The sequence below is a fragment of the Alteromonas sp. ABH4_453 genome (genome assembly GCF_056160665.1).
On the sequence record NZ_JBSWXP010000006.1, the window covers coordinates 200,146 to 224,925 of the forward strand.

Here is a 24,780-nt window from a genome sequence, read left to right on the forward strand (position 1 = left end):
CCGAACAACGAAGTGAAAGGTTATGACTGACCAACAAACAGACGATAACAAATTGATTGCAGAGCGCCGTGCTAAGCTAAGCGCTATTCGCGAACAGTGCCGTGCAAACGGTTTCCCAAACAGCTTCCGTCGCGAAAACTATGCGGATGAGCTTCAAGCTAAGTTCGGTGAATTCGACAAAGAAACGCTACAAGAGCAGGGTAACAAAGTAAGCATCGCTGGCCGTATTATGGCAAAGCGTGGCCCTTTCATGTTGCTTCAAGATATGACTGGCCGCATTCAGGCATACGCAGATAAAGACACGCAAAAAGCGCTTAAAGCAAAATATGGTGCACTGGATATTGGTGACATTATTGGCGTGGCGGGTGACCTACATAAGTCAGGTAAAGGCGACCTTTACGTGAACATGGAGCAATACGAGCTGCTAACCAAAGCACTTCGTCCATTGCCAGAAAAATTCCACGGTTTGAGCGACCAAGAAACGAAATATCGCCAGCGCTACGTTGATTTGATCACAAGTGAACAAACGCGCAAAACGTTCATGATCCGTAGCAAGATTGTAAACGGTATTCGCAATTATCTTACCGAACGTGACTACCTTGAAGTAGAAACGCCAATGCTTCAGGTTATTCCTGGTGGCGCGACAGCGAAGCCGTTTGTGACTCACCACAATGCGTTAGACATCGATATGTACCTGCGTATTGCACCAGAGCTTTACCTTAAGCGCCTAGTGGTTGGTGGTTTTGAGCGTGTGTTCGAAATTAACCGTAACTTCCGTAATGAAGGTCTATCAACCCGTCACAACCCAGAGTTTACTATGCTTGAATTCTACCAAGCGTATGCTGACTACAATGACCTGATGAACCTTACAGAAGATATGCTGCGCACGCTGGCAGAAGATATTCTTGGTACAAGCATTATCAAAAACACAACCAAAGACGCTGAAGGCAACGTAACGTCTGAAGTTGAATACGATTTTGGTAAGCCGTTTGACCGCTTAAGCATGGGCGAAGCTATTCTTAAGTACTGGCCAGAAGCTAACGAGGAAGCTATTCGCGACCCAGAGGCGAACCTTGACGCGCTTAAAGCAATGGCAAAACAGCTTCACATTAAAGAACCTGAAGTTGATGGTATTTGGGGTGCAGGCAAGTATCTTTGTGAAATCTTCGAAGCAACCGCTGAAGAAATGCTTGAGCAGCCTACGTTTATTACAGAGTATCCGTGGGAAGTATCACCGCTTGCGCGCCGTAACGACAACAACCCGTTCATTACCGACCGTTTTGAGTTTTTTGTAGGTGGACGTGAGTTAGCGAATGGCTTTAGCGAGCTTAACGACCCAGAAGATCAGGCGGAACGTTTTGCGAAGCAAGTTGAAGAAAAAGATGCTGGCGATGATGAAGCTATGCACTTTGACGACGATTACATTCGTGCGCTTGAATATGGCTTACCGCCAACAGCGGGTGAAGGTATCGGGATTGACCGTTTAGCTATGCTATTTACTGATAGCTCAACAATTAAAGACGTTATCTTGTTCCCACACATGAAGCCTCAGGCGCCAAAAGACGCGCAAGATGCGGGTGAACAAGAATAATCTTAATCCTTAAATAGCGTGATTTAGGTGCTCGGCGCTGTTAAAGCTTCAGCGCCTTAACACGCTCTACTAAAAGGGTATTCTCGGGAACGGGAATACCCTTTTTTGTTGCCATATCTACAATGTAACCGTTAATGGCGTCTATTTCTGTTTGTCTACCGTGGGCCACATCCTGATGCATGCTTGAGTAGTTTTCTCCGGTCGCCTTGGCTACAGACAGCACATTTTCATGAACTGACAGTGCATCAAAATCTAGCCCGTAAGCATCCGCTACCTGAGTAAACTCATTGCAAATTGAAATACGGCTTTGTTCAAATTCAGGCTTAGCAATGTACTTATTTTGGATATTGTGAAGCGCCGTTAGTGGGTTAATCACGGCATTAACGGAAAGCTTCGTCCATAGTGCTTTTAGAATATTACTTTGGTATTGCACCGGCGGAAGTGCGTTATCTAACGTCGAAATTGCGCTGGCTAGTTTTGGCGCTATTTGTGAAAGGGCGGCCAATGTTTGAGGTGATGGCTTATCTACATTTGGCGCACCAATTTGCGTTGCGCCAACGCCAGTATACTTAACATGAAAATCGCCGCTCGACGCGCTTACTTTTAATGCGCCATGACTGGTTGTAGCAAGAAGCAAAGGATAATCGCCGCCAAGTAAATCTCTTGCGACCTCAAGCCCGCCCATACCGTTGTGAAGTAACACAACGGTAGGTTGCTGTGTGAGATAGGGAAGCCATTGCAATAGGGCTGCTTTAAGTTGATATACTTTTAAGGGGAATATCAGCACATCACTTTCAGGTAACACGATAGGTGAAGGTTTGGCTGGTTTTAGCGCAGTGGTTTGGCCGTTTTGCCAATGTGCGCAAGACGGCATGGTTTTCATGTCTCTGGGGTAGCACTCATACGGCACGCCGTTTTTCTGGGCGCTCGCAGCAATTAGGCTTCCTATGGCACCGCCGCCGACTATATTTAGTTTACCCATTAGCACCTATTTAACATTCAAAGTAGCTTCTATTTTATTATGACTATTAGCACCTATTAGGTTAGCACCTATTAGGCCGTTTGCGTTTTACCCTAGCACGCCGGCAAAAAGCGTGCGGGCAGGGAGGGCCATGGATAAGTTTCGGGCGCATTAAGCCCGTTGTACCAAGTCTGCACATCGGCTTCGTTTAAGACTTCACCTGTATCGAAAGGTGCAGTAACCGATAATTCACCAGAAGACAAAGGAAGGTGCAAATGCCATGCATGAAGATACAGCCTGTCTGACGTTTCACCCCCATAAAGTGTATCACCTAGAATAGGTGCGCCAATGCTTTTAAACGCCACACGAATTTGATGGGTTTTCCCCGAGTGAGGCTTTACGATAAAGCCTCGTGTGCCGGGCTTAGCCGCGCTACTGAAAAACTGAGTGATAGCCGGGTTTTCTAAAGTTTTTAGCAAAATCCGCTGGCCGCCTCGACGATTTTTCATGTCGCCCATTATCGTGCCTTGCTTTTTTTTGGGCTTTTGGCTGCTCAAAGCCAAGTAATATTTGCTGATGCGCCTTGATGAGAAAAGATCGCCAATTTCTCCGGCTACAGCCGCGTTTTTAGCAAGACACAAACAGCCCGACGTGCCCGTATCTAAGCGGTGGCAAAGATGCAGTTCTGTTACGGCTAACTGCTTTTTTAATCGGGTGACAATGCCGTCAATTTTTTCTGGTTCGCCGTTTTCGGCAATATTTTCTCTAACATCTGCCTCATTATTGGCATCGTGCATAGCAATGCCAATAGGCTTGTTAACAATAATGAGGTCTGTATTTTCAAAGAGAACGGGGATCGGCTGCACTAGCTATTTTCTAACTCTGAAATGGCTTCTTCATAGTCAAGTTCGTCTACCGCATCGATAATAGCCGAGCGCTTTTCTTGTGGTAGGGCAAGGGCATCTAGCCATTCATCCAGTTTGTCCTGGGCGATAAACTCGCTCGCTTTCAGCGCTGTCATTAACTGTTTTCGCGCTTGCTCAGCTGCTGCTCCATTCGCCGGTGCCGGGGCAGAAGCTGTGACTTCTGGCTCTTTGATCAACGCATCAACCGCAGCAATGGTTTCATCTAGTACTGCGATAAAAGCAGGGTATTGTTCAGCAACGCGTTTGTCGTTTCTAAAGCCGCTTTCTACAGGCTTGCTCGCATTGTGCAAAGCAAACAACCCTAGGTTTCCTGTCACGCCTTTTAGCGTGTGAACAAGAGAGTAAGCCTCATTAAAATCACCCTTAGCAACATGCGCCTGCAAGTCAGCATCAAGAGAACGGTATTCGTCCGTAAACTTACCAAGTAGGGTGAACAACAGTTTTTTGTTACCACTTAGCTGTGACATTCCAAAATCAATATCGACTACTGTTGTTGACTGATCCATGCAACTATCCTTTTTATTTCGCAACTTCTATTGGGCTATTTCTATTCCAAATGGAAACCGTTTGTCAGTTCATTCGTATCACTTAGCGAATTCAACTGGCTAAAGCCTATTTTACAAAAGGCTATGAAGTGTAAGTGTATTTCAGAAATACACAAATTAATACAATCATAGCAAAGTCGAAGCAAGTAAAGCGCTAAAAAGTCTGGTAGTCTTCGAAAATTCGCTTGCGCTATAGAGATAGCAACCTCTGTTTTCACCCAATAAGCCAAGTACCACTCAGTAAATATAGAGTGAAAAGGCAGAGTGAAGAATGTGTAGTAATTTAAAAGGAATCATCATGTCAGGAAAACTGACCCTACGTACCTTCGTTATGACCATAGGCGTCATTGCAGTAACAGCGTGTCAGCACGTACAGGAAGAGAAGACAAATAACCAACTAAACACAGTAGCTGATTCGTCGAACACCGTGTCTATTCCTTACGAAAAGTACACATTAGAAAACGGACTTACCGTCATTCTCCACGAAGACCATTCTGACCCACTGGTTCATGTTGACGTTACCTATCACGTTGGCTCTGCGCGAGAAGAGGTAGGTAAATCGGGTTTTGCTCACTTTTTTGAGCACATGATGTTTCAAGGCTCAAAACACGTTGCCGATGAGCAGCATTTTAAGGTGATTACAGAATCGGGCGGTAACTTAAACGGCACAACCAATACCGATCGCACTAACTATTTTGAAACAGTGCCTGCCAACCAATTAGAAAAAGTCCTTTGGTTAGAGTCTGACAGAATGGGCTATCTGTTAGAGGCCGTAGACCAAACTAAGTTTGAAAACCAAAGAGAAACGGTTAAAAACGAGCGTGCGCAACGTGTGGACAATCAGCCCTATGGATTGCGTTTCGAGCTCAATGGTGAAGCGCTATATCCTGAAGGGCATCCATACTCGTGGATGACTATTGGCTATGTCGAAGATTTAGACCGGGTTGACGTCAATGACCTAAAAGCCTTTTTTAAGCGCTGGTATGGCCCGAACAATGCGGTCCTAACTATTGGCGGCGATATCGACGTAGCCAAAACCAAAGCGTGGGTGAATAAGTACTTTGGGGAAATCCCAACAGGACCGAAAGTAGAAGAGCCTGAGCCTCAGCCAGTAACGCTAGACGAAACCCGTTATGTAACGTTAGAAGATAAAGTTCATCTTCCGCTTCTGCAAATAACTTATCCTACAGTGTATGGTCGCCATGAAGACGAAGCGCCTCTGGACGTATTGGCCGATATTCTAGGCGGTGGAAAAACCTCACTGTTTTACAAAAACCTAGTGAAAGAAGGCATGGCTGTGCAAGCCGTAGTGTCTCACCCTTGCCGCGAACTTGCCTGTGAATTTCAGCTACTCGCTTTGGCTAACCCTGCAAAAATCACCTCACTTTCTACTCTCCAGAACGTACTGAATGAAACCCTAAAAGAGTTTGAGACACGTGGTGTAACGGCAGATGATTTAGCGCGTACAAAAGGACAAATTGAAGCGCGTACGGTATTTGGCTTACAAAGTGTATCTGGCAAAGTTTCAGCCCTCGCCGCTAACGAAACCTTTTACCAAACGCCAGATTTGATTGCCGAAGATATTGCGCGCTACAACGCCGTAACTGCTGAAGACGTTATGCGTGTTTACAATAAATACATTAAAGACGCCAACAGCGTTGTGTTAAGCGTGGTGCCAAAAGGGCAGCTTCAGCTCGCTGCGGCTAAGCAGACCTTTGAACGTCCGGTGAGAAATATTGAAATCGATACAGTAGAAGTGTCTGATGACGAAGCCTTTTCCAGTGCCCTATCTACCAATACCGCCCCTAGCTTTGATAGAAGCGTAATGCCGAAAGCCGGTGAGGCACCGGTTGTGGAAGTTCCAGATTATTGGGAAGCTGAACTTGCTAACGGCATTGAAATACTTGGCGTAACCAGCACCGAAACGCCAACGGTAACGCTTACATTAGGCATGGATGGAGGCATGTTGCTAGACCCTGAGGGTAAAGCGGGTACGGCCTACTTAACCGCGTTACTTATGAATGAAACTACAAAGCATTACAGCAATGAAGAGTTAGCCAGCGAACTTGCAAAACTGGGTAGTGCTATCCGATTTAGTACTGCAGGTCGATACTCACAAGTGTACGTCTCTACTTTAACCAAGCATTTAGATGAAACCCTAGCGCTGTTAAAAGAAAAGCTGTTCAACCCTGCGTTCACTCAAGAAGATTTCGACCGCATGAAAGAGCGTGTTGTGCAAGGCTTACAGCAGCAAGCGAAAACGCCGTCTAGCTTAGCTCGCCGCGCGCGTGACCTCGTTCTGTTTGGTGAAGATAACCGCGTGAGCCTGCCGGATGAAGGCACGCTGCAAACTGTGCAAAATATCACGTTGGAAGATGTTAAAACGTTTTATGCCAATTACTACTCGCCAGAGAAAGCGAGTATCGTCGTTGTTGGTAACTTGCCGAAAAAAGACATGGTGAATACACTAGACTTTATTGGTCAGTGGGAGGGTAATACCTATGAATTTGCTGATTACAGCGACTTTCCCAAGTACGAAGAAAACCAAATTTTCCTAGTGGATAGCCCAGAAGCGGTTCAGTCGGTAGTATTTATTGTTGATAGAAGCTTACCTTTTGATGCGACAGGCGATCACTTTAAGTCTCGCCTTATGAACTTCCCATTAGGGGGAGCATTTAATAGCCGCATAAATCTGAACCTTCGAGAAGATAAAGGCTTCACCTATGGAGCAAATAGTGGTTTCGTTGGTGGCAAAACCCTTGGCTGGTTTGAAGCAAGTACCGACCTCACTGCTGCTAACACAGGTGAAGGTATCGCTGAAATTTTAAAAGAGATTAATCGCTACCGCACTGAAGGTGTAACCGAGGAAGAAATTGCCTTCATGCGCAATGCCTTTACGTTAAGCGACGCACTTGAATTTGAAACACCTACCAGTAAAGCGCGCTTTTTAAGGCAATTGCTTAGCTATGGTCTTGATAAAGGTTATCGTGAAGAGCAGCTTGCTATTATCAACAATATTGATAAGAAAACGATGGATACCTTGGCAAAGCAATATTTGAATCTTGATAAGATGCAAATTATTGTAGTAGGCGATAAAGCTAAAATTTTGCCTCAGTTAAACGCGCTATCGATGCCAATTATCGAGTTATCAGTAGAGAGTAATACCCGAGAAACGTTAAACTGATAGATTGATTTTTGTTGAATTTACATTATTGCCCCCCATAACAGGGGGCTATATTGACATAACGGACCACCATTTTGACTGTAGACTCATCCCGTTTTGAAGCGCGCATTGCTGCGCTAAAGTCACCCGAATTTCTCGCTGCGCTAAAAGATATTAAGCGCGGCGTTGAGCGCGAAGCCCTTCGTATAAACCCGAACGGTACGTTGGCACAAACACCCCATCCTAAACCGCTGGGATCTGCGCTGACTCACAATTCAATCACCACAGACTTTTCTGAATCGTTGCTTGAATTCATTACGCCGCCAGAAAACAGTGCAGCCAAAACGATTTCTCAGTTAAAAGATATCCATAAATTCGTTATTGATAATATTGGTGAAGAGCAAATATGGCCGCTAAGCATGCCGTGTTTCATCGAAGATGAAGCAGATATTCCTATTGCTTATTTTGGTGAGTCAAATGTAGGAAAAATGAAGCGGGTGTACCGCATAGGGCTTAAAAACCGCTACGGCAGCATGATGCAGGCTATTGCTGGCGTTCATTTTAACTTTTCCCTTCCCGAAACGTTTTGGAAGCTATGGGCTGAACTGAACGGTAAAGAATATTCGCAAGATCAAGTATCGGCGGATTATTTTGGGTTAATTCGCAACTATCGCCGTCTTTGCTGGCTAATACCTTACCTTTACGGCGCATCCCCCGCACTTTGTGGTTCGTTCCTAAAAGGTAAAAAGCACGCTTTGCCGTTTAAGAAAGTGGGTAAAGGCACGGTATACATGCCTTATGCCACGTGCCTTCGAATGAGTGATTTAGGCTACACAAGTGCAGAGCAATCGTCGCTTAAGATCTGTTACAACAAGCTAGACAACTATGTCACCTTGCTGCGCGATGCGATGAATACGCCTTCATCCCGTTTTAGCCAGTTTGCTGCAGGCGAAGAGGGCAATTATCAACAGTTAAGTCGCAACATCATTCAAATTGAAAATGAACTGTACTCGCCCATACGCCCAAAGCAGCCCACTCAGTCAATGGAAAAGCCAACAGACGCTTTGGTTAGACGCGGTATCAGCTACATTGAAGTGCGCGCTCTAGATGTAAATCCATTTTCGGCAATTGGTATTTCACAGACGCAATTCGATTTCTTAGATGTTTTCTTAGTGGCGTGCTTACTAATGCCAAGTGCAGAACTTGACGAAGCGCAGCTTAAAGAAGCTAAAGAGAATATGAATAAAGTGGTGTTAGAAGGGCGAAACCCTGATTTGCTCCTGCAAAATGGCGGAGAAAATATTTCACTACCTAACTGGTGTGCCTCGCTGTTTAAGTCCTTCGAGCAAGCGGCCGAATTACTCGATTTGGCCAATGATACGTCGCGTTATACACAAGCGGTGAACGTCGAGGCTGAAAAGGTGGCGGATCCGGCGCTAACGCCGTCAGGTAAACTACTTGCTACTTTGCTAGAAAGCGACAAAGATAATGGCGTGTTGGGCTTAGAACTGGCACAAGCTTATCAAGCTGAGATGAAGTCTTTTGAATACACGGATACGGATGCTGCTGGTTTTGCTGCCCAAGCTGACGTGTCGTTTGCTGCTCAAAGAGAAATAGAAGCTGCTGATGTGAAAGACTTTGATACATTCATTCGTGATTATTTCGCTGAGGCCCCAGCAAAAAAAAATGCCTGACATAGGTCAGGCATCGAAGGGTTCCAGGGAAACACACATTTTACTAGAACATTAGTTAAGACAAGCTATGAACCAAAAGTTCAAAAAATTGGTTGTTTTTTTATCAACTCTCATCGTTCTTTTTCCACTGTTTATCGCTGGGTGTGCAACTACGCCTCCTAAAGACATCAGTAATTTGTGCGAAATATTCTACGAAAAGGACGATTGGTATGATGCAGCTGCTGATGCCCGCGATAAATGGGGTGTGCCTATACATGTTCCAATGGCTATGATGTATCAAGAAAGTTCCTTCCGCCATGATGCGCTTCCACCGCGAGATTACGTTTTCTTCGGGCTTATTCCTTGGGGGCGTGTTAGTTCGGCTTATGGCTATTCACAAGCGAAAACACCTACCTGGTCTGACTATATGAGAGAAACAGATAACAGTGGTGCAGATCGTGATGATTTCGAGGACGCTATCGACTTTATGGGATGGTTTATTTACAAGTCGCAAAAGGTGAACGGTATTTCTAAATGGGACGCCTACGCACAATACCTTAACTATCACGAAGGATGGGGCGGGTACAAACGCAGAAGCTATGATAGAAAGCCGTGGCTTAAGAAAGTGGCGTCAAAAGTTAAAGCGCGCTCGCTGCGCTATGCTACTCAACTTAAAACCTGCGAGGAAGATCTTCAAAAAGGTTGGTTTATGAAGCTGTTTAGCTAAATTAAAGAAGCGAGAAAAAGCGACGTTATAGTCGCTTTTTTTATGCGTCTATGAACGTTGATTAAAATAAGTAGTAAAATATATTCAAGAAAAAATTGAGGGATAGACGGGCGTCTATCCCTCAGCGACGCTAAGCCAAGACCGTTTTTTACCCAACGTCGAACAGGCATTTACAAGATAGTGCAAATGAGAATGATTTGCAATAACTTTTTGTGGATTAATTTTATCCCTCAATATGCAACAAATTTATCTGGCCCTAATCTTGTTCTATACTTTTCAAGTGGAGGAACGTATGGATATAGATAAGTTTAGTGCGCATGGAGAAGTTCACGCTCATTTTCAAGCAGAGCAAAATATTCTACATATAGACTTAGTAGGTCCGTTTAATCTTGAGTTCATGCAAAAGTATGAGCGTGTGGTTGGCGCACAAAGAAAGAATATTGATACACCGTGTTGGGGAAGCTTAGTAAATGTGCATGGTCTGGCACTTGCGCCGATGGAGGCTACTAACACTGGGCAAGAAATTGTTAGTAAAGCCGTAGCATTGGGACTAATCGCCACGGCAGTGGTGCTTCATGAACCAGAAGGTGTGGCAATGCAAAAGAAGTTTTGGTCTCGTGTTTATGAATCTTCAACACTAGCGTTCGAATACTTTGACGACACTGCTCAGGCAACACTGTGGTTGAGTGAAAAAGTACTTGCTTGTCTGCAGGCTCACAATGTTAACCAGTTCAATAATGCCAGACGATAGCCATAACAATCCTAACAAGGCGAACTCGTCCTGTTAAAACTGATCTTTGTTCAGAGCTCCACTCTACCAATTGAATGAAGGCATAACAGGAGGTAGCCATGGTAGGTAGTCAGCATCAATACCGTTTTTTCAACGTTAATAATGTTCTATTTGATATACCAAGCAATGTATACGACGATAGCGTTGTCGATGGATGGTTTAGGAATATCGCAAGAGAGGGTCAGAAACTTGATAAGTGGGTAATTCTATCTATACCCGATAAGAGTTTAACGATTACACATACTGCCGCATCGCAACTTTGTTCACGGCTTCCCTTTCTAAGAACCTATGGGTGTTTGGGTTTTCTTTTGCTTGCCAACCATGTAAACGCCAAAATCTTTCAACACAGTCTTCGAGCAACACCCCCAAATTTTGATATCCAAGTCAGTGAATCGATGGAACAGCTATGCCGTAATGCAGAAGCGTTGCTTGGATATGAGGGGGAACCTGAATATATTCAATCGTTACAACTAAGTATGGCAAAGCCCCAATTGTGATGGCGCGACAAATATGCGGATTGGTATTAACTGTATGTTGACCTGGATCAAATAATTAGGCCGACAGCTAACGACTAGAAATCGAATTTGATCTGGATCATATCCTCTATCTAACGCCTCCTCTACTATTTACTCAGTTGAAGAGGAGATTACTTATGTTGTGGACTATGATGAAAGACCCTGTGGTATGGGGCTCACTACTCGGTATAGGCATTATTGTAGCGATGATGATGTATTACACTTATTTGTTTATGCACAACAGTGCAGATGAAGACAAATAAGTCACCATGTAGGTCTACCAAGGCGCAATTAACGCTTATTATTTTGAAGCGGAACATCAACAAGCACTAATAGTGCTGCTTGACCGCCGTATTCAAGGGGCGCTTGATGAAACGCACGTACGTGTGGATGCTGAACTAAGTAGTGGGGCAGGGCGGCTTTTAACACGCCCTGACCAAATCCATGCATTACACAAACGCAGTCAATCAGTTCTTTTCTTGCCGTGTGAATGAGTGCGGCAAGCTCGGCTTTTGCCATTTCGCGGGTTAGGCCATGTAAATCTAAAGTCATTTCTGGCGAGTAGTCGCCACGGCGCAGCTGCTTCAAAATATGTGTAGACTCACCTTCTTGGCAAAAGCGCATGGGCCCTTCTTGCGGCAACGCTGCCTGGTACATATCAGAAAAGTCGAAGCTTGCCGCTAATTGCTTGCTGTGTTTTAGATGTTCACCTTTTACCTGCTGTGACTTCTTAAATAACTCAACTTGCTTATCAGGCTCAACTTTATCTTGTGATAAAGGCGTCACCCCCTGCATAGCATCGGCAAATGAAAAGGTGTCTTCCTCGGTATCCGTAGACGTGTTTCCATTGCGCGCGCCTTCCTGTCTCGCCAGACTTTTATGGCGATGAGGTTCAGAAAGTTGCTTCTTTAATGCTTTGAGCTCTTTTTTAAAGGTTTTCATAAACACTAGCTTGGGTTAATACACTCGAGTTTAACGATTCAAAACGCCTAAATTATAACGAATAGAAAGATTCGGTACGTAGTTAATTATGTGAATCGGTATGAAGTTTGGGTATGATACCAGCTTTGAAATTTTTGATGTACCCAAACGCCATGACCGATAAGTTTTACCTTGAAGAAGCCATTGAAGATCTGCATACCCTGTTAGATATGACACGATGGGCAACCAGCCGTTTTAACGATGCGGCTTTGTATTTTGGTCATGGTACTGATAACGCGTGGGACGAAGCGACAAGCCTAGTTATGCAAGCTTTACATTTGCCTCACCCTATACTCGAGCAGGTGGGCGATAGTGTAATGGCGTCTCGCTTAACGAAAAGCGAGCGAGAGAAGATTGCAGAGCTTGTTTTAAAACGTGTGCAGACGCGCATGCCATTGCCCTATATCACTAATGAAGCCTGGTTCTGCGGTATGCCGTTCTACGTAGACGAGCGCGTGCTTATCCCACGTTCGCCGTTTGCCGAACTCATTCAAAACGAATTTGCGCCTTTTGTTGAGTCAGCGCCAAACACTATTCTCGACATGTGCACAGGCGGTGCTTGTATTGCTATTGCACTTGCTCATGCGTATCCAGAATCGCAGGTGGACGCTGTAGATATCAGCACAGATGCCTTAGAAGTGGCTGACATTAATATTCAGGAGCATGGTTTAAGCCACCGCGTGTATCCAATCCAGTCAGATCTGTTTTCAAGTTTAGAGGGGCAGAAATACGACCTTATCGTGTCCAACCCACCTTATGTTGACGCAGAGGACATGGCTGATTTGCCAGAAGAGTATCATCACGAGCCTGAACTTGCCCTTGCCGCAGGCGACGACGGTTTAGACCTTGTGGACATTATGCTTAAAGATGCGCCAAATTACCTTAATGATGGCGGCTGGCTGTTCGTAGAAGTAGGCAACAGTGAAGTACACATGAATGAAAGGTTTTCTGGCTTAGAAGTCATTTGGCTTGAGTTCGAAAATGGCGGTTCAGGTATTTTCGCCGTACAGAAAAACACATTAGTACAGTATTTTAGTAGTAAGGATTAACAGTTAATTATGTCAGGTAACAGCTTCGGAAAACTTTTCACTGTAACCACGTTTGGTGAAAGCCACGGCATTGCAATTGGCGGTGTAGTAGACGGTTGCCCTCCAGGTCTTGAGATCACAGAAGAAGATCTTCAGGTGGATTTAGACAGACGCAAACCAGGCACTTCGCGCTATACCACTGCGCGAAGAGAAGACGACGAAGTACAAATTCTATCTGGCGTATTTGAAGGCAAGACCACAGGCACTAGCATTGGTTTATTGATTAAAAATAAAGACCAGCGAAGCCAAGATTACGGCAATATCAAAGACCGTTTTCGCCCGGGCCACGCCGACTATACCTACGATCAAAAATACGGTAGCCGTGACTATCGCGGTGGCGGACGTTCGTCAGCCCGCGAAACAGCTATTCGCGTAGCCGCTGGCGGTATTGCGAAAAAGTACTTGAAAAAAGTGCATGGTATCGAGGTGTTGGGTTATTTGTCTCAGCTTGGCCCTGTAACGGTAGATAAAGTTGACCATAGTGTGACCAACACTAATCCGTTCTTCTGCCCAGACGAGTCTAAGTTAGATGCGCTGGACGAATACATGCGTGATCTTAAAAAGTCTGGTGACAGCATTGGCGCGAAAGTGTCGGTTGTAGCTAAAAATGTCCCTGTGGGTCTAGGCGAGCCTGTTTTTGATAGGCTGGATGCTGAAATAGCACACGCTATGATGGGCATTAACGCGGTGAAAGGCGTTGAAATTGGCGATGGCTTTGATGTTATTAATCAAAAGGGCAGTGAACATCGCGATACGTTAACGCCTGAAGGGTTTACGTCTAATCATGCCGGTGGCGTGTTAGGCGGCATCTCTACTGGTCAGGATATTGAAGTACACATGGCGCTTAAGCCAACCTCAAGTATTTCTGTACCGGGTAAAACCATTAATAAAGACAATGAAGAGATTGATATCGTCACCAAAGGTCGTCACGACCCGTGTGTGGGTATTCGTGCTGTACCTATTGCTGAAGCCATGCTGGCGCTAGTGTTAATGGATCACTTGCTACGTCACCGCGCGCAAAATATGGGCGTGCTATCAACGACTAAGCCGATTGCAGGTCAGGCCTAGCAATTTTTAAAATCGCAAGATCGCAATGCCAATACCGCGACGTTAACGCGGATTAAAAATACACGCAGCATGAGCGCATGTTGCGCTAATCAATTTTACTATTCGCCACTACCCGTTTTGCGCTAGTGGCGTTTTTGCATATGGAGATGTGAATTGTCATCAAATGGTCTAAACAACGCCAAAAGCGCTGATCCAAGCGCAAAAAGTAGCAAAACTGCGCTCTTTATCCTTGCTATTACCTACTGGCTTTACTTCGGACAACTTGGCGTACTTGTTCCATACTTGGGGATCTTTCTCGATGGACGGGGCTTTTCTTCTGCCGAGATTGGTGAGCTTTTTGCCGTCATTACCCTAGCGCGTATTTTAGGTCCTGGCTTGTGGGCAGGCGTTGCTGATAAAACGGGAAACGCTATAGGCGTCATGCGTTTAGGCTGCTTTCTTACGGTGCTGACTTTTAGTTCTGTCTTTTACTTCACCAGTTTCTGGGGGCTTACGTTGGCGTTCGGATTAATGATGATGTTTTGGACAGCGGTATTGCCTCAGCTAGAAGTCATCACTATGAATACAGTGGCGAAAACCAAGGCTACCTATGGGCAAATAAGGCTATGGGGAAGTGTTGGATTTATTTGCTTGACGGTAGGTGTGGGTAAGGCCCTAGATATTTTTACTACCGATACTCCTGTGCATGCCAGTGTTGGTGTACTAGCGCTTTTATTTATAAGTACCTTGTTCATACATGCGCCCAAAGAAGCTGCACCTGAAACGTCTACGGCGGGCAGTATTTGGAAATACGCCAAACAAAAACCTTTCGCCATCTTTATATTCGCTTCAGCGTGCTTGCAAATTAGCTTCGGCGCGTATTACGGCTTTTTTGCCCTCTATATGCGAGACCTTGATTACAGCGGACAACAAACCGGCATATTTATCGCGCTGGGGGTACTTGCTGAAGTGGGGATATTTCTTGTTGCCCGCAGGCTTATTAGTCAATTTGGCGTGTGGAATTTATTGTTTGTAAGTATCGCGCTCACAGGCCTTCGTTGGTACGTAATGGCGGCATTTGCTGACAGGTTTATGGTGATTGTATTAAGCCAGCTTATTCATGCATTAAGCTTTGGATTAACCCATGCGGTATCGGTACACTTTATCCACCAGTTTTTACCTAAGGCGTATCACAGCCGAGGGCAAGCCGTTTATATTAGTGTAGCCTTTGGCCTTGGCGGCGCATTGGGTAATTACATGGCGGGGCAGCAATGGCAGCAGGGCACTAACGCCTATGAGACGTTCGTTACCGCAGCCGTTTTTGCAGCAATAGGCGCACTGTCATTGCTACTGTGTTCCAGAAAAGAAATGGAAAGTGCAAAGGCGGCTTAAAATCTTGTTCTGAGGGCTGACCGCAGGCTTACGCCTGCGGTGCGCGTTTACACTCCGATATTACTTCAATACCCTCATCACCATTGTCTTGTTCTAAACGTACATCAAATTTCCAAAGTCTATGCAGGTGTCGCATAACTTCATCTTTTGAATCGCCTAGCGGAATACCCCGCTGAGGAATATAGCGCAGAGTCAATGACCGATCCCCACGCACATCCACGTTATGCACCTGAATGTTGGGCTCTAAATTACTCAAATTGTATTGGGCGGAAAGCTTCTCTTTAATAATTTGATAACCCCTTTCATCGTGGATAGCACTGACTGCGATAAAGGGTTTAGCAGTATCATCTTCAAGGGCGAATAATTTAAAATCTCGAATCACTTTTGGCGATAAAAACTGACTGATAAAGCTCTCGTCTTTAAAGTTTTGCATAGCGAAATGCACGGTTTCCAGCCAGTCCTTACCCGCAATACTGGGCAAATATTTATAGTCTTCCTCAGTAGGCGACTGACATACCCGTTTAATATCCATGAACATGGAAAAGCCTAACGCGTACGGATTGATGCCAGAGTAATAAGGGCTGTTGTACTCGGGTTGCATCACTACACTTGAATGACTGTGCAAGAACTCCATCATGAAGCGGTCGCTGACCAAACCCTCATCATACATCTCATTGAGGATATGGTAGTGCCAAAAACAGGCCCACCCTTCATTCATCACTTGAGTCTGTTTTTGCGGATAAAAATACTGCGAAACTTTCCGTACAATACGCACAATCTCCCGCTGCCAGGGTTCAAGTAAAGGTGCGTTTTTTTCAATAAAATAAAGCAGGTTTTCTTGCGGCTCTTGTGGAAAACGAATTTTTTCTTTGTGTTTACTATGGGGGCTATTTGGCAGGGTGCGCCAAAGCTCATTTACTTGCGATTGCAGATAGGCTTCGCGCTCTTCTTGTCTGTTTTTCTCTTCTTGCAGTGAGATTTTCTGCGGGCGTTTGTATCGGTCAACGCCATAATTCATCAGCGCATGGCACGAGTCGAGCATATTTTCGACCTCGTCATAGCCGTACTTTTGTTCGCACTTGGCAATGTAGTTTTTAGCAAATACCAGGTAGTCGATGATAGAGCTGGCATCGGTCCAGGTTTTAAATAAGTAGTTGCCTTTGAAAAACGAATTATGCCCGTAGCAGGCATGGGCCATCACCAGCGCCTGCATAGTAATAGTGTTCTCTTCCATTAAATACGCAATGCAGGGGTCAGAGTTAATAACAATTTCGTAAGCCAAGCCCATTTGCCCGCGACGATATTGTTGCTCGGTTTGAATAAATTTTTTGCCAAAGCTCCAATGGGTATAGTTGAGCGGCATGCCTATGCTGGCGTAGGCATCCATCATTTGCTCGGCGGTAATGACCTCAATTTGATTGGGATAGGTGTCTAGCTTAAACTTTTTGGCGATGCGATCGATGTGTTGCTCATACTCTTCGATAAGCGGAAATGTCCAGTCGGGCCCATCGCTTAGCAAATGTCGTTTTGATGATTTAGCCTTGCTGTTTTCTGTTGCGATAGCGTCGGTTGTCATATTAGGCTCCTTGCTGCGCATCTTGCTCAGAGCGTTTGAATAGCTCTCTGAACACAGGATAGATGTCGGCCTGGGTTTGTATGTGCTTACATACAAAATTATCGTGAGTGGCGGCGACTTTCTCGTATTCACGCCACAAGCTTTGATGTTGCCTTTCTGTTATTTCGATATAGGCATAATAGCGGGTGGCCGGCAGCAGTTTAGTTGTAAGCAAATCGCGGCATTGTGGCGAATCGTCAGCCCAGTTATCGCCGTCAGACGCCTGTGCTGCATAGATATTCCAGTCTCCATCGCTATAGCGCTCACGCACTACTTCATCCATTAGTTTCAAGGCACTTGAAACAATAGTGCCGCCAGTTTCTTGAGAATAGAAAAACTCCTGCTCGTCTACTTCTTTAGCCTGAGTGTGATGGCGAATGTATACCACGTCTACGTTTTCGTAAGTGCGACTTAAAAATAGATAAAGCAAAATATAGAAGCGTTTTGCCATTTCTTTAGTGGCTTGGTCCATAGAGCCAGACACATCCATTAAACAAAACATCACCGCTTTACTTGAGGGAAGCGGCCGTTTGTCATAGTTCTTAAAGCGCAAATCGAAAGTATCAATAAAAGGCACGCGGGCAATTTTGGCTTTAAGTGCGTCTATTTCTTCTTTTAGTGCATTTATAGCCAGCGTATTGTCATGCTTGTCTTCTACAAGCAGTACCAGTTTTTCTTCAAGTTCTTTGAGTTTCTTTCTATCACTTCCGCTTAGGGCAATACGCCTTGCTACAGAACCTTTGAGTGAGCGAACAATATCTAAATTACTTGGCACGCCATCGGTCTGATAACCCGCGCGGTAGGTTTCAAATTGGGTAACTTTATCGAACTGATTTTTCTTTAAATTTGGAAGCGCTAAATCTTCAAATAGTAAGTCTAAGTATTCGTCTTTGGATATTGAAAATACGAACTCGTCTTGCCCTTCACCTTCATTGCTAGCGTCGCCTTCACCTGCGCCTTTACCACCGCCACCAGGCGGCCTGTCAATTTTATCTCCTGCGGTGAATTGGTCGTTACCTGGGTGGACAATATCTCTGCTGCCACCTCGCCCGGTATGAAAAATAGGTTCAGAAATATCTCTGGCTGGAATGCTAATTTGCTCGCCAGAATCTAAGTCGGTAACAGAACGTTTTCCCACTGCATCAGATACAGCGCGCTTTATCTGCTGTTTGTAACGCTTGATAAAGCGCTGGCGGTTTACCGTACTCTTGCCTTTACTGTTTAACCTTCGGTCTATGAAATGCGCCATACACACCTGCTTGAGTTGTTGTGAACCACAAGTACCGGTACTAAAGCGCGCTTAGCGCACGCTTTAGTACCAATTACGTTCTAGAAGCTTCCAGCCTTTAGGTTATGACGCTTTTCGTACGCGTAGGTACCATTCACACAGCAAGCGAACTTGTTTTTGCGTATAGCCTTTTTCGGTCATACGATTTACAAAGTCGTCGTGCTTTTTCTGCTCTTCTGCTGAGCCTTTGGTGTTAAAAGAAATAACGGGCAGTAAATCTTCCGTGTTAGAGAACATCTTCTTCTCAATGACGGTGCGAAGCTTCTCATAACTTGTCCACGCGGGGTTTTTGCCGCCGTTATTTGCACGGGCTCTCAAAACAAAGTTAACGATTTCGTTACGGAAGTCTTTCGGGTTGCTAATCCCAGCGGGCTTCTCTGTTTTTTCTAACTCAGCATTAAGCGATGCTCTGTCAAACAGCTGCCCGGTTTCTGGGTCGCGATACTCCTGGTCTTGGATCCAGAAATCAGCATAAGTCACATAGCGGTCAAACAGGTTTTGCCCGTATTCAGAGTATGACTCTAAATAAGCGGTTTGAATTTCTTTGCCTATGAACTCCACATAGCGGGGGATCAGGTAGCCTTTTAAAAACTCCAAATACTTATCAGCGGTTTCTTGGGGGAACTGTTCCCGCTCAATCTGACGTTCCAATACGTAGAATAAATGAACTGGATTCGCTGCCACTTCTTGATGATCGAAGTTAAACACGCGAGAGAGGATCTTAAATGCAAAGCGGGTGGATAGACCCTCCATGCCTTCGTCGACACCGGCGTAGTCTCGGTACTCTTGATAAGACTTGGCTTTCGGATCGGTGTCTTTCAGGCTCTCGCCATCATACACTCGCATTTTAGAAAACAGACTGGAGTTCTCTGGCTCTTTCAAGCGCGATAACACAGTAAACTGCGCTAAACACTCTAGCGTGTCTGGCGCGCAGGGCGCGCCCTTAAGCTCGCTGCTATCGAGTAATTTTTTATAAATGTGAATTTCTTCGCTTACTCTTAAGCAGTAAGGGACTTTAACAATATAAACACGGTCTAAAAACGCTTCGTTGTTTTTATTGTTTCTAAACGATTGCCACTCAGATTCGTTTGAGTGTGCCAGTATTAATCCATCGAAGGGAAGGGCAGAGAAGCCCTCTGTCGGGTTGTAGTTACCCTCTTGTGTAGCAGTTAATAGGGGATGCAGCACCTTAATCGGTGCTTTGAACATCTCTACAAATTCCATTAAGCCTTGGTTGGCTTTACACAGCGACCCTGAATAACTGTAAGCGTCTGGGTCATTCTGTGCATATTGTTCTAGGCGGCGAATATCAACTTTACCCACAAGAGCTGAAATATCCTGGTTATTCTCATCTCCAGGTTCGGTTTTAGCTATGCCCACCTGGTCAAGCACCGATGGATAAACCCGAACCACTTTGAACTGGGTAATATCACCATTGAACTCATGAAGGCGTTTGCGAGCCCACGGTGACATGATGGTTTTTAGGTAGCGCTTAGGAATGCCATATTCTTTTTCTAATATGTCGCCATCTTCTTTGACATCGAATAGACAGAATGGATGATCATTCACTGGTGAGCCTTTAAGCATGTAAATAGGCACGTGCTGCATTAGCTCTTTAAGTCTTTCAGCCAGTGACGATTTACCGCCGCCAACTGGGCCAAGTAAATAAAGTATTTGTTTCTTCTCTTCAAGACCTTGTGCGGCATGCTTGAGGTAAGAGACGATTTGTTCAATGGCCTCTTCCATGCCATAGAATTCTGAAAAAGCTGGATAACGAGAAATGACGCGGTTAGAGAAAATGCGGCTTAGCGCCGGGTCGTTTGCAGTGTCGATTAGTTCTGGCTCACCGATGGCTTGTAACAAACGTTCTGCAGCGTTTGCATAAGCACTTTGATCTTCCTTACAAATTTCAAGGAACTCCCCAATGGTGAACTCTTCCTGTTTTCGCTCTTCATAGCGACTTTGATAGTGTTCAAAAATACCCATGAATACCCCTTAAATACGGAACCCCGTAATTTCAGCTTAGTAGGTATTTGGGAAAAGGATAGTAAATATTGTGTATAGTTTTTAATCTTTTCGTCTAATAAAAAATGCAACTTTAATAAGAATTTAGTGTCTGTTAATGAAGCTTTTCACATAAACAAAAGCCCCGCTGTAGAGCGGGGCTTTCTATTCGTATTCTTTAACGCTATGTAGCACGAGTTGCGCACTACAAACAGGCGTAAGGCTTACGCAAAGTTTTTGCTTGCGAATTCCCAGTTAACCAGTGCCCAGAAATTTTCTAGGTACTTAGGACGCGCGTTACGGTAGTCGATGTAGTAAGCGTGTTCCCAAAGATCAACAGTAAGTACTGGTGTTAGGTCATCGCCAGAGATAGGTGTTTCAGCGTTGCTAGTGTTAACGATATCTAGGCTACCGTCTGCAGTTTTAACTAGCCAAGTCCAGCTAGAGCCGAAGTTGTTAACTGCTTTGTCGTTAAACGCTGCCTGGAAGTCTGCAAATGAGCCCCATTTAGCGTTAATCGCGTCAGCTAGTGCGCCAGTAGGCTCACCGCCGCCATTCGGGCTAAGGCAGTGCCAGTAGAACGTGTGGTTCCAAACTTGTGCTGCGTTATTGAAAACACCGCCTTCAGAAGATTTGATGATTTCTTCTAGGCTTTTGTTTTCCATGTCAGTACCTTCAACTAGGCCGTTAAGCTTAGTTACATAAGTAGCGTGGTGCTTGCCATAGTGGTACTCAAGCGTTTCAGCAGAAATATGCGGTTCTAGTGCATTTTGTTCGTATGGTAATGCTGGTAGTTCAAAAGCCATGACGGTCTCCATGTTGGTTTAGTATTGTAGTCTAAAGCACACTTATCTTCGCCTGTTCAATAAGTGCCAGTCAACGCGTAGCTGACTATATCACCTTAGACGCTAAAGCATATCCCAAATGTGGGGATAAAGTCTTATAACTCAATGACAAAATTGTGAATTTTTTTCAAAAACTATTTTGTGAAGATATAGCGTTGGTAGATATACAGGTAGATAGGGATAGAGCGTACTAAAAGATCAATTCAGTAATGGGTAATTAAAAGGGATTTTATGATACCCTTCGCCTTGATAAATCATTCATGCATTCCCATCTTAAAGGGAATACACTTTTGTGCTCAGAGGAATCAAATGGATAATACTGAAAATCAATCAACGCTAGATAGAATCAAGCAGCAAATCGAAGAAAACCCAATTTTGTTGTATATGAAAGGCTCTCCTAAACTACCTAGCTGTGGCTTTTCATCACAAGCATCACAAGCGTTGATGTCATGTGGCGAACCATTTGCTTATGTAGATATTCTACAAAACCCTGATATTCGTGCTGAACTGCCTAAATACGCGAATTGGCCTACATTCCCACAGCTATGGGTAGAAGGTGAACTTGTTGGTGGTTGCGATATTATTATTGAAATGTTCCAACAAAACGAACTTCAGCCGCTTATTAAAGAAACGGCAGAAAAATACAAAGAAGAAGAGTAAATCTTTCGATTTGTAGCAGATTTCTGACATCTTAAATGTCGATTAAAAAGCTGGCTTTATGCCAGCTTTTTTCATTAAAAACCGCCAAAAACGCCTCACTTTTATTCCCGTAAAAACTATATAGACAGGTCAGAAATAAAGATCCTCTATGGTCTAAAAAAATATTTTTATTTTGTCGAAAAAGGTTTGTTTTTTAATATCTTGCGTTCTATAAACCCAAGTATCTGGCCGCAAATGAGTCAGTGTTGAAGGTATAAAATAACAACCTCTCGAAATACTTTTTTATTGTGTGAAAAACGCTGAAAGTGTTTTAGAGAAAATCCGGGAAACCACCATGAATACATCCTTGTCTTTATTGACCAAAAACGTGCGAGGCGTACTAGCTGCTTCTGCTGCGTTTTCAGTAATGGCTACAGCACCTGTTTACGCCCAAGAAGCTGAAGAGAGTGCTAAAGCTGAAGATTATGAACAAATCGCCGTCGTTGGTTCGCGAGCAGCGCCTCGCTCTGTAGCAGACTCTGCGGTTCCAATTGATATCATTTCTGACGAAGAATTTAAGCAGCAGGGTGCCACAGATATGGTATCTATGATGCAAACCGTTGTTCCGTCTTTTAACGTAAATGACCAGCCTATTAACGATGCTTCAACGCTAGTTCGTCCTGCTAACCTTCGTGGTATGGCTTCAGATCACACGCTCGTACTTGTAAATGGTAAACGTCGTCATCGTTCTGCGGTAATTACATTCCTAGGTGGCGGTCTGTCAGACGGTGCGCAGGGCCCAGATATTTCTGTTATCCCAGCAGCTGCATTGAAGCAGGTGGAAGTACTACGTGACGGTGCAGCAGCACAATACGGTTCAGATGCCATTGCCGGTGTAATTAATTTCGTACTTAATGATGCATCGGAAGGCGGTACATTTGAAGCGCGTTACGGCTCTTTCTACGAAGGCGACGGTGACATGATTCAGTTGTCAGGTAACGTGGGTTTACCACTGTCTGACAAAGGCTTTATTAACCTTTCAGCCGAATACCGTACTGCTGATGACACGTCTCGCAGTATACAGCGTGACGATGCCGCAGCGCTTGTTGCTGCCGGTAATACATTTGTCGCAGACCCTGCACAAATTTGGGGCTCGCCTGAAATTAAGCATGACATCAAGCTTTTCGCAAACGCAGGTATAGAGCTTTCAGATACGTCAGAAGCTTATATATTCGGTAACTTCGCCGAGCGTGAAGTTGAAGGTGGTTTTTATTTTCGTAACCCACACAACCGAGGTGGCGTGAACGACGGTGGTATTGACCCAGCTGATCGCAACGGCGACGGAGTGATTGAAGAGGGTGAGGGGTTTCAGTTGCTACTTGTTGGGGATTTAACTGGCGATATGTCAGGTAACTGTCCAACCAACATTCGAGTTGGCGACAATGTTCTTGAAAACCCGACCTATATCAATCAGGTGTTAAACAATCCAGATTGCTTCGCGTTTAACGAAATACTTCCAGGTGGTTTCACTCCTCGCTTTGGCGGTACGGTAACGGATATGTCTCTTGTCTTTGGTACTAAAGGCGAGTTAGACAACGATATTACCTATGACGTGAGTTTGAACCTTGGTCAAAACGAAGTTGATTTTGCTATTAGTAACACTATCAACCCGTCGCTTGGTCCAGACACGCCAACGTCGTTCAGCCCAGGTCGTTACACGCAGTCTGAGCAAACACTTGATATTGATTTTACAAAACCTTTCGATGTTGGTTTGTATGAGCCGCTATTCGTAGCGACTGGTTTCCAATACCGCAACGAAAGTTATGAGAGCGTTGCAGGTGATACTGCCTCTTATGAAATAGGTCCGCTGGCGACACAAGGCTTTGGCATTGGCTCAAATGGTTTCCCTGGCTTGGCGGCCAATAGCCAAGGTCGTGTGTCCCGCAACAACATCGCGCTTTACATTGATGCAGAAGCCTATATCACTGAAAATTTCATGTTAGCCGGTGCGCTACGTTACGAAGATTTCTCTGATTTTGGCGATACCACGAAAGGTAAAATTGCGTTCCGCTGGCAAGCGCTTGAGAACATTGCGTTCCGTGGTGCATTCTCAACAGGCTTCAAAGCGCCTACGCTGGGTCAAAGTAACGTTCGTAACGTAACCACAGCGTTTGGTAAGGGTGGACAGCTTATTGACCGTGCAACCTTACCGCCAACTGATCCGGTATCTCAGCTTAAAGGCGGCGAGCAACTAACACCTGAAGAGTCTGAGAGTATCACATTTGGTGTAGTAGCAGACTTTGAAAATGGTTTGTTCATTACTGCTGACTACTACAACATTGAACTGACAGATCGTATCAGTACCGCGTCTGGTATCGAGTTAACTGATGATGATATCGCAGCGCTGCTTGCGCAAGGCATTAATGATGCGTCTAGCTTCCAAGAGATCAGCTTCTTTACGAATGACTTCGATACAACAACAGAAGGTGTGGACGTTGTAGCGAACTACGCAATGGAAATGATGGGCGGTGAAACTAAGTTCTCACTTGCTTACAACTGGACGTCGACAGAAGTAGATCGTGCATCAGAGAATATTTCACCTGAGCGTATTCGCATGCTAGAAGATAACCTTCCAGCAGTGCGCTACAGTGCAACAGCAAACCACACTAACGGTGACTGGCGCTTCCTTGCACGCTTGAACTATTACGGTAGTATCTTTGAAGATCACTTAGATTCTGCATTGCCTATTGATAAAGTAGGCTCAGAAATTACTGTGGACTTAGAAGTGGCTTACAACTTTACTGAAGAGTTTACTGTAACAGTAGGCGCGAAAAACGCCTTCGATGAATACCCAGATGAAAATACACAGTATGCCGGTATTGCAGGTTCGTTGTATCCAACTACCTCACCAATCGGTATTAACGGTGGCTTCTATTATCTAAGAGGTGTTTACACGTTCTAATCGCTAATTATTAGCGAAAATAACTTTC

At 44.7% G+C, this 24,780-nt stretch carries 20 protein-coding genes; 12 read left to right on the forward strand and 8 right to left on the reverse strand.

Annotated features, from left to right (window positions below; genetic code table 11):
* Positions 1–22 precede the first annotated feature (22 nt).
* Positions 23–1,591: a lysine--tRNA ligase gene (gene lysS / locus ACXAGV_RS13535; RefSeq protein WP_474873713.1), complete on the forward strand. Its 1,569-nt coding sequence runs from the start codon at positions 23–25 to the stop codon at positions 1,589–1,591.
* 40 nt (positions 1,592–1,631) lie between these two features.
* Here the strand turns inward: lysS and ACXAGV_RS13540 are convergent, their stop codons facing one another.
* The 3 genes from ACXAGV_RS13540 to ACXAGV_RS13550 form a co-directional block, all read right to left on the reverse strand.
* Positions 1,632–2,573, reverse strand: coding sequence for a ketopantoate reductase family protein (locus ACXAGV_RS13540; RefSeq protein ID WP_474873714.1), 942 nt, complete (start codon positions 2,571–2,573; stop codon positions 1,632–1,634).
* Positions 2,574–2,665: 92 nt separating this feature from the next.
* Complete coding sequence (locus ACXAGV_RS13545) at positions 2,666–3,418, reverse strand: pseudouridine synthase (RefSeq protein ID WP_474873715.1); 753 nt, start codon at positions 3,416–3,418, stop codon at positions 2,666–2,668.
* On the reverse strand, positions 3,418–3,984 hold the full coding sequence (locus ACXAGV_RS13550) for an Hpt domain-containing protein (RefSeq protein WP_014948751.1): 567 nt from the start codon (positions 3,982–3,984) through the stop codon (positions 3,418–3,420). The genes ACXAGV_RS13545 and ACXAGV_RS13550 overlap by 1 nt, the downstream gene beginning before the upstream one ends.
* A gap of 337 nt (positions 3,985–4,321) precedes the next feature.
* Here ACXAGV_RS13550 and ACXAGV_RS13555 point away from each other — a divergent pair, with 337 nt between their 5' ends.
* The 6 genes from ACXAGV_RS13555 (at position 4,322) to ACXAGV_RS13580 (ending at position 11,154) form a co-directional block, all read left to right on the forward strand.
* Complete coding sequence (locus ACXAGV_RS13555; protein WP_474873716.1) at positions 4,322–7,207, forward strand: M16 family metallopeptidase; 2,886 nt, start codon at positions 4,322–4,324, stop codon at positions 7,205–7,207.
* Between the two features lie 74 nt (positions 7,208–7,281).
* Complete coding sequence (gene gshA / locus ACXAGV_RS13560; RefSeq protein ID WP_474873717.1) at positions 7,282–8,880, forward strand: glutamate--cysteine ligase; 1,599 nt, start codon at positions 7,282–7,284, stop codon at positions 8,878–8,880.
* A 67-nt stretch (positions 8,881–8,947) separates the two neighbouring features.
* Positions 8,948–9,586, forward strand: coding sequence for a transglycosylase SLT domain-containing protein (locus ACXAGV_RS13565; RefSeq protein WP_014948754.1), 639 nt, complete (start codon positions 8,948–8,950; stop codon positions 9,584–9,586).
* Between the two features lie 292 nt (positions 9,587–9,878).
* On the forward strand, positions 9,879–10,337 hold the full coding sequence (locus ACXAGV_RS13570) for a hypothetical protein (RefSeq protein ID WP_474873718.1): 459 nt from the start codon (positions 9,879–9,881) through the stop codon (positions 10,335–10,337).
* Positions 10,338–10,435: 98 nt separating this feature from the next.
* Positions 10,436–10,873, forward strand: a complete 438-nt coding sequence (locus ACXAGV_RS13575; protein WP_474873719.1) for a hypothetical protein — start codon at positions 10,436–10,438, stop codon at positions 10,871–10,873.
* 155 nt (positions 10,874–11,028) lie between these two features.
* A complete protein-coding gene (locus ACXAGV_RS13580; protein ID WP_012517787.1) occupies positions 11,029–11,154 on the forward strand; it encodes a hypothetical protein in 126 nt (41 codons plus the stop codon).
* Positions 11,155–11,182: 28 nt separating this feature from the next.
* Here ACXAGV_RS13580 and smrB read toward each other — a convergent pair whose 3' ends face one another.
* Complete coding sequence (smrB, locus tag ACXAGV_RS13585; RefSeq protein ID WP_474873720.1) at positions 11,183–11,833, reverse strand: endonuclease SmrB; 651 nt, start codon at positions 11,831–11,833, stop codon at positions 11,183–11,185.
* Positions 11,834–11,985: 152 nt separating this feature from the next.
* On the opposite strand from smrB, the gene prmB reads away from it, so the two are divergent.
* The 3 genes from prmB (at position 11,986) to ACXAGV_RS13600 (ending at position 15,399) form a co-directional block, all read left to right on the forward strand.
* Positions 11,986–12,921, forward strand: coding sequence for a 50S ribosomal protein L3 N(5)-glutamine methyltransferase (prmB, locus tag ACXAGV_RS13590; protein WP_474873852.1), 936 nt, complete (start codon positions 11,986–11,988; stop codon positions 12,919–12,921).
* Positions 12,922–12,930: 9 nt separating this feature from the next.
* Positions 12,931–14,028 (forward strand): chorismate synthase, encoded by a 1,098-nt coding sequence (gene aroC, locus ACXAGV_RS13595; RefSeq protein ID WP_474873721.1) that lies wholly within the window; start codon positions 12,931–12,933, stop codon positions 14,026–14,028.
* Positions 14,029–14,181: 153 nt separating this feature from the next.
* On the forward strand, positions 14,182–15,399 hold the full coding sequence (locus ACXAGV_RS13600) for an MFS transporter (protein WP_474873722.1): 1,218 nt from the start codon (positions 14,182–14,184) through the stop codon (positions 15,397–15,399).
* Between the two features lie 28 nt (positions 15,400–15,427).
* Here the strand turns inward: ACXAGV_RS13600 and ACXAGV_RS13605 are convergent, their stop codons facing one another.
* From ACXAGV_RS13605 to sodB, 4 genes are all read right to left on the reverse strand, one after another.
* Positions 15,428–16,975, reverse strand: coding sequence for a SpoVR family protein (locus tag ACXAGV_RS13605; RefSeq protein ID WP_474873723.1), 1,548 nt, complete (start codon positions 16,973–16,975; stop codon positions 15,428–15,430).
* Position 16,976: 1 nt separating this feature from the next.
* Positions 16,977–18,263 (reverse strand): YeaH/YhbH family protein, encoded by a 1,287-nt coding sequence (locus tag ACXAGV_RS13610; RefSeq protein ID WP_474873724.1) that lies wholly within the window; start codon positions 18,261–18,263, stop codon positions 16,977–16,979.
* A 102-nt stretch (positions 18,264–18,365) separates the two neighbouring features.
* Positions 18,366–20,288 carry a PrkA family serine protein kinase gene (locus tag ACXAGV_RS13615; RefSeq protein WP_474873725.1) on the reverse strand — a complete coding sequence of 641 codons (1,923 nt, stop codon included), beginning with the start codon at positions 20,286–20,288 and terminating at the stop codon, positions 18,366–18,368.
* 242 nt (positions 20,289–20,530) lie between these two features.
* Positions 20,531–21,112 carry a superoxide dismutase [Fe] gene (gene sodB / locus ACXAGV_RS13620; protein ID WP_025254504.1) on the reverse strand — a complete coding sequence of 194 codons (582 nt, stop codon included), beginning with the start codon at positions 21,110–21,112 and terminating at the stop codon, positions 20,531–20,533.
* A 348-nt stretch (positions 21,113–21,460) separates the two neighbouring features.
* Between sodB and ACXAGV_RS13625 the strand changes: the two genes are divergently transcribed.
* Entirely contained in the window at positions 21,461–21,811 is a 351-nt protein-coding gene (locus ACXAGV_RS13625) for a Grx4 family monothiol glutaredoxin (protein WP_136780857.1), read from the forward strand.
* Positions 21,812–22,145: 334 nt separating this feature from the next.
* Positions 22,146–24,752, forward strand: coding sequence for a TonB-dependent receptor plug domain-containing protein (locus ACXAGV_RS13630; RefSeq protein ID WP_474873726.1), 2,607 nt, complete (start codon positions 22,146–22,148; stop codon positions 24,750–24,752).
* The last annotated feature ends 28 nt before the right edge of the window (positions 24,753–24,780 follow it).

Coding starts and splice junctions, on each gene's coding strand:
- lysS (WP_474873713.1), top strand. CDS start 23: ATGACTGACCAACAAACAGACGATAACAAATTGATTGCAGAGCGCCGT.
- ACXAGV_RS13540 (WP_474873714.1), bottom strand. CDS start 2,573: ATGGGTAAACTAAATATAGTCGGCGGCGGTGCCATAGGAAGCCTAATT.
- ACXAGV_RS13550 (WP_014948751.1), bottom strand. CDS start 3,984: ATGGATCAGTCAACAACAGTAGTCGATATTGATTTTGGAATGTCACAG.
- ACXAGV_RS13555 (WP_474873716.1), top strand. CDS start 4,322: ATGTCAGGAAAACTGACCCTACGTACCTTCGTTATGACCATAGGCGTC.
- ACXAGV_RS13565 (WP_014948754.1), top strand. CDS start 8,948: ATGAACCAAAAGTTCAAAAAATTGGTTGTTTTTTTATCAACTCTCATC.
- ACXAGV_RS13570 (WP_474873718.1), top strand. CDS start 9,879: ATGGATATAGATAAGTTTAGTGCGCATGGAGAAGTTCACGCTCATTTT.
- ACXAGV_RS13575 (WP_474873719.1), top strand. CDS start 10,436: ATGGTAGGTAGTCAGCATCAATACCGTTTTTTCAACGTTAATAATGTT.
- ACXAGV_RS13580 (WP_012517787.1), top strand. CDS start 11,029: ATGTTGTGGACTATGATGAAAGACCCTGTGGTATGGGGCTCACTACTC.
- smrB (WP_474873720.1), bottom strand. CDS start 11,833: ATGAAAACCTTTAAAAAAGAGCTCAAAGCATTAAAGAAGCAACTTTCT.
- prmB (WP_474873852.1), top strand. CDS start 11,986: ATGACCGATAAGTTTTACCTTGAAGAAGCCATTGAAGATCTGCATACC.
- aroC (WP_474873721.1), top strand. CDS start 12,931: ATGTCAGGTAACAGCTTCGGAAAACTTTTCACTGTAACCACGTTTGGT.
- ACXAGV_RS13605 (WP_474873723.1), bottom strand. CDS start 16,975: ATGACAACCGACGCTATCGCAACAGAAAACAGCAAGGCTAAATCATCA.
- ACXAGV_RS13610 (WP_474873724.1), bottom strand. CDS start 18,263: ATGGCGCATTTCATAGACCGAAGGTTAAACAGTAAAGGCAAGAGTACG.
- ACXAGV_RS13615 (WP_474873725.1), bottom strand. CDS start 20,288: ATGGGTATTTTTGAACACTATCAAAGTCGCTATGAAGAGCGAAAACAG.
- sodB (WP_025254504.1), bottom strand. CDS start 21,112: ATGGCTTTTGAACTACCAGCATTACCATACGAACAAAATGCACTAGAA.
- ACXAGV_RS13625 (WP_136780857.1), top strand. CDS start 21,461: ATGGATAATACTGAAAATCAATCAACGCTAGATAGAATCAAGCAGCAA.
- ACXAGV_RS13630 (WP_474873726.1), top strand. CDS start 22,146: ATGAATACATCCTTGTCTTTATTGACCAAAAACGTGCGAGGCGTACTA.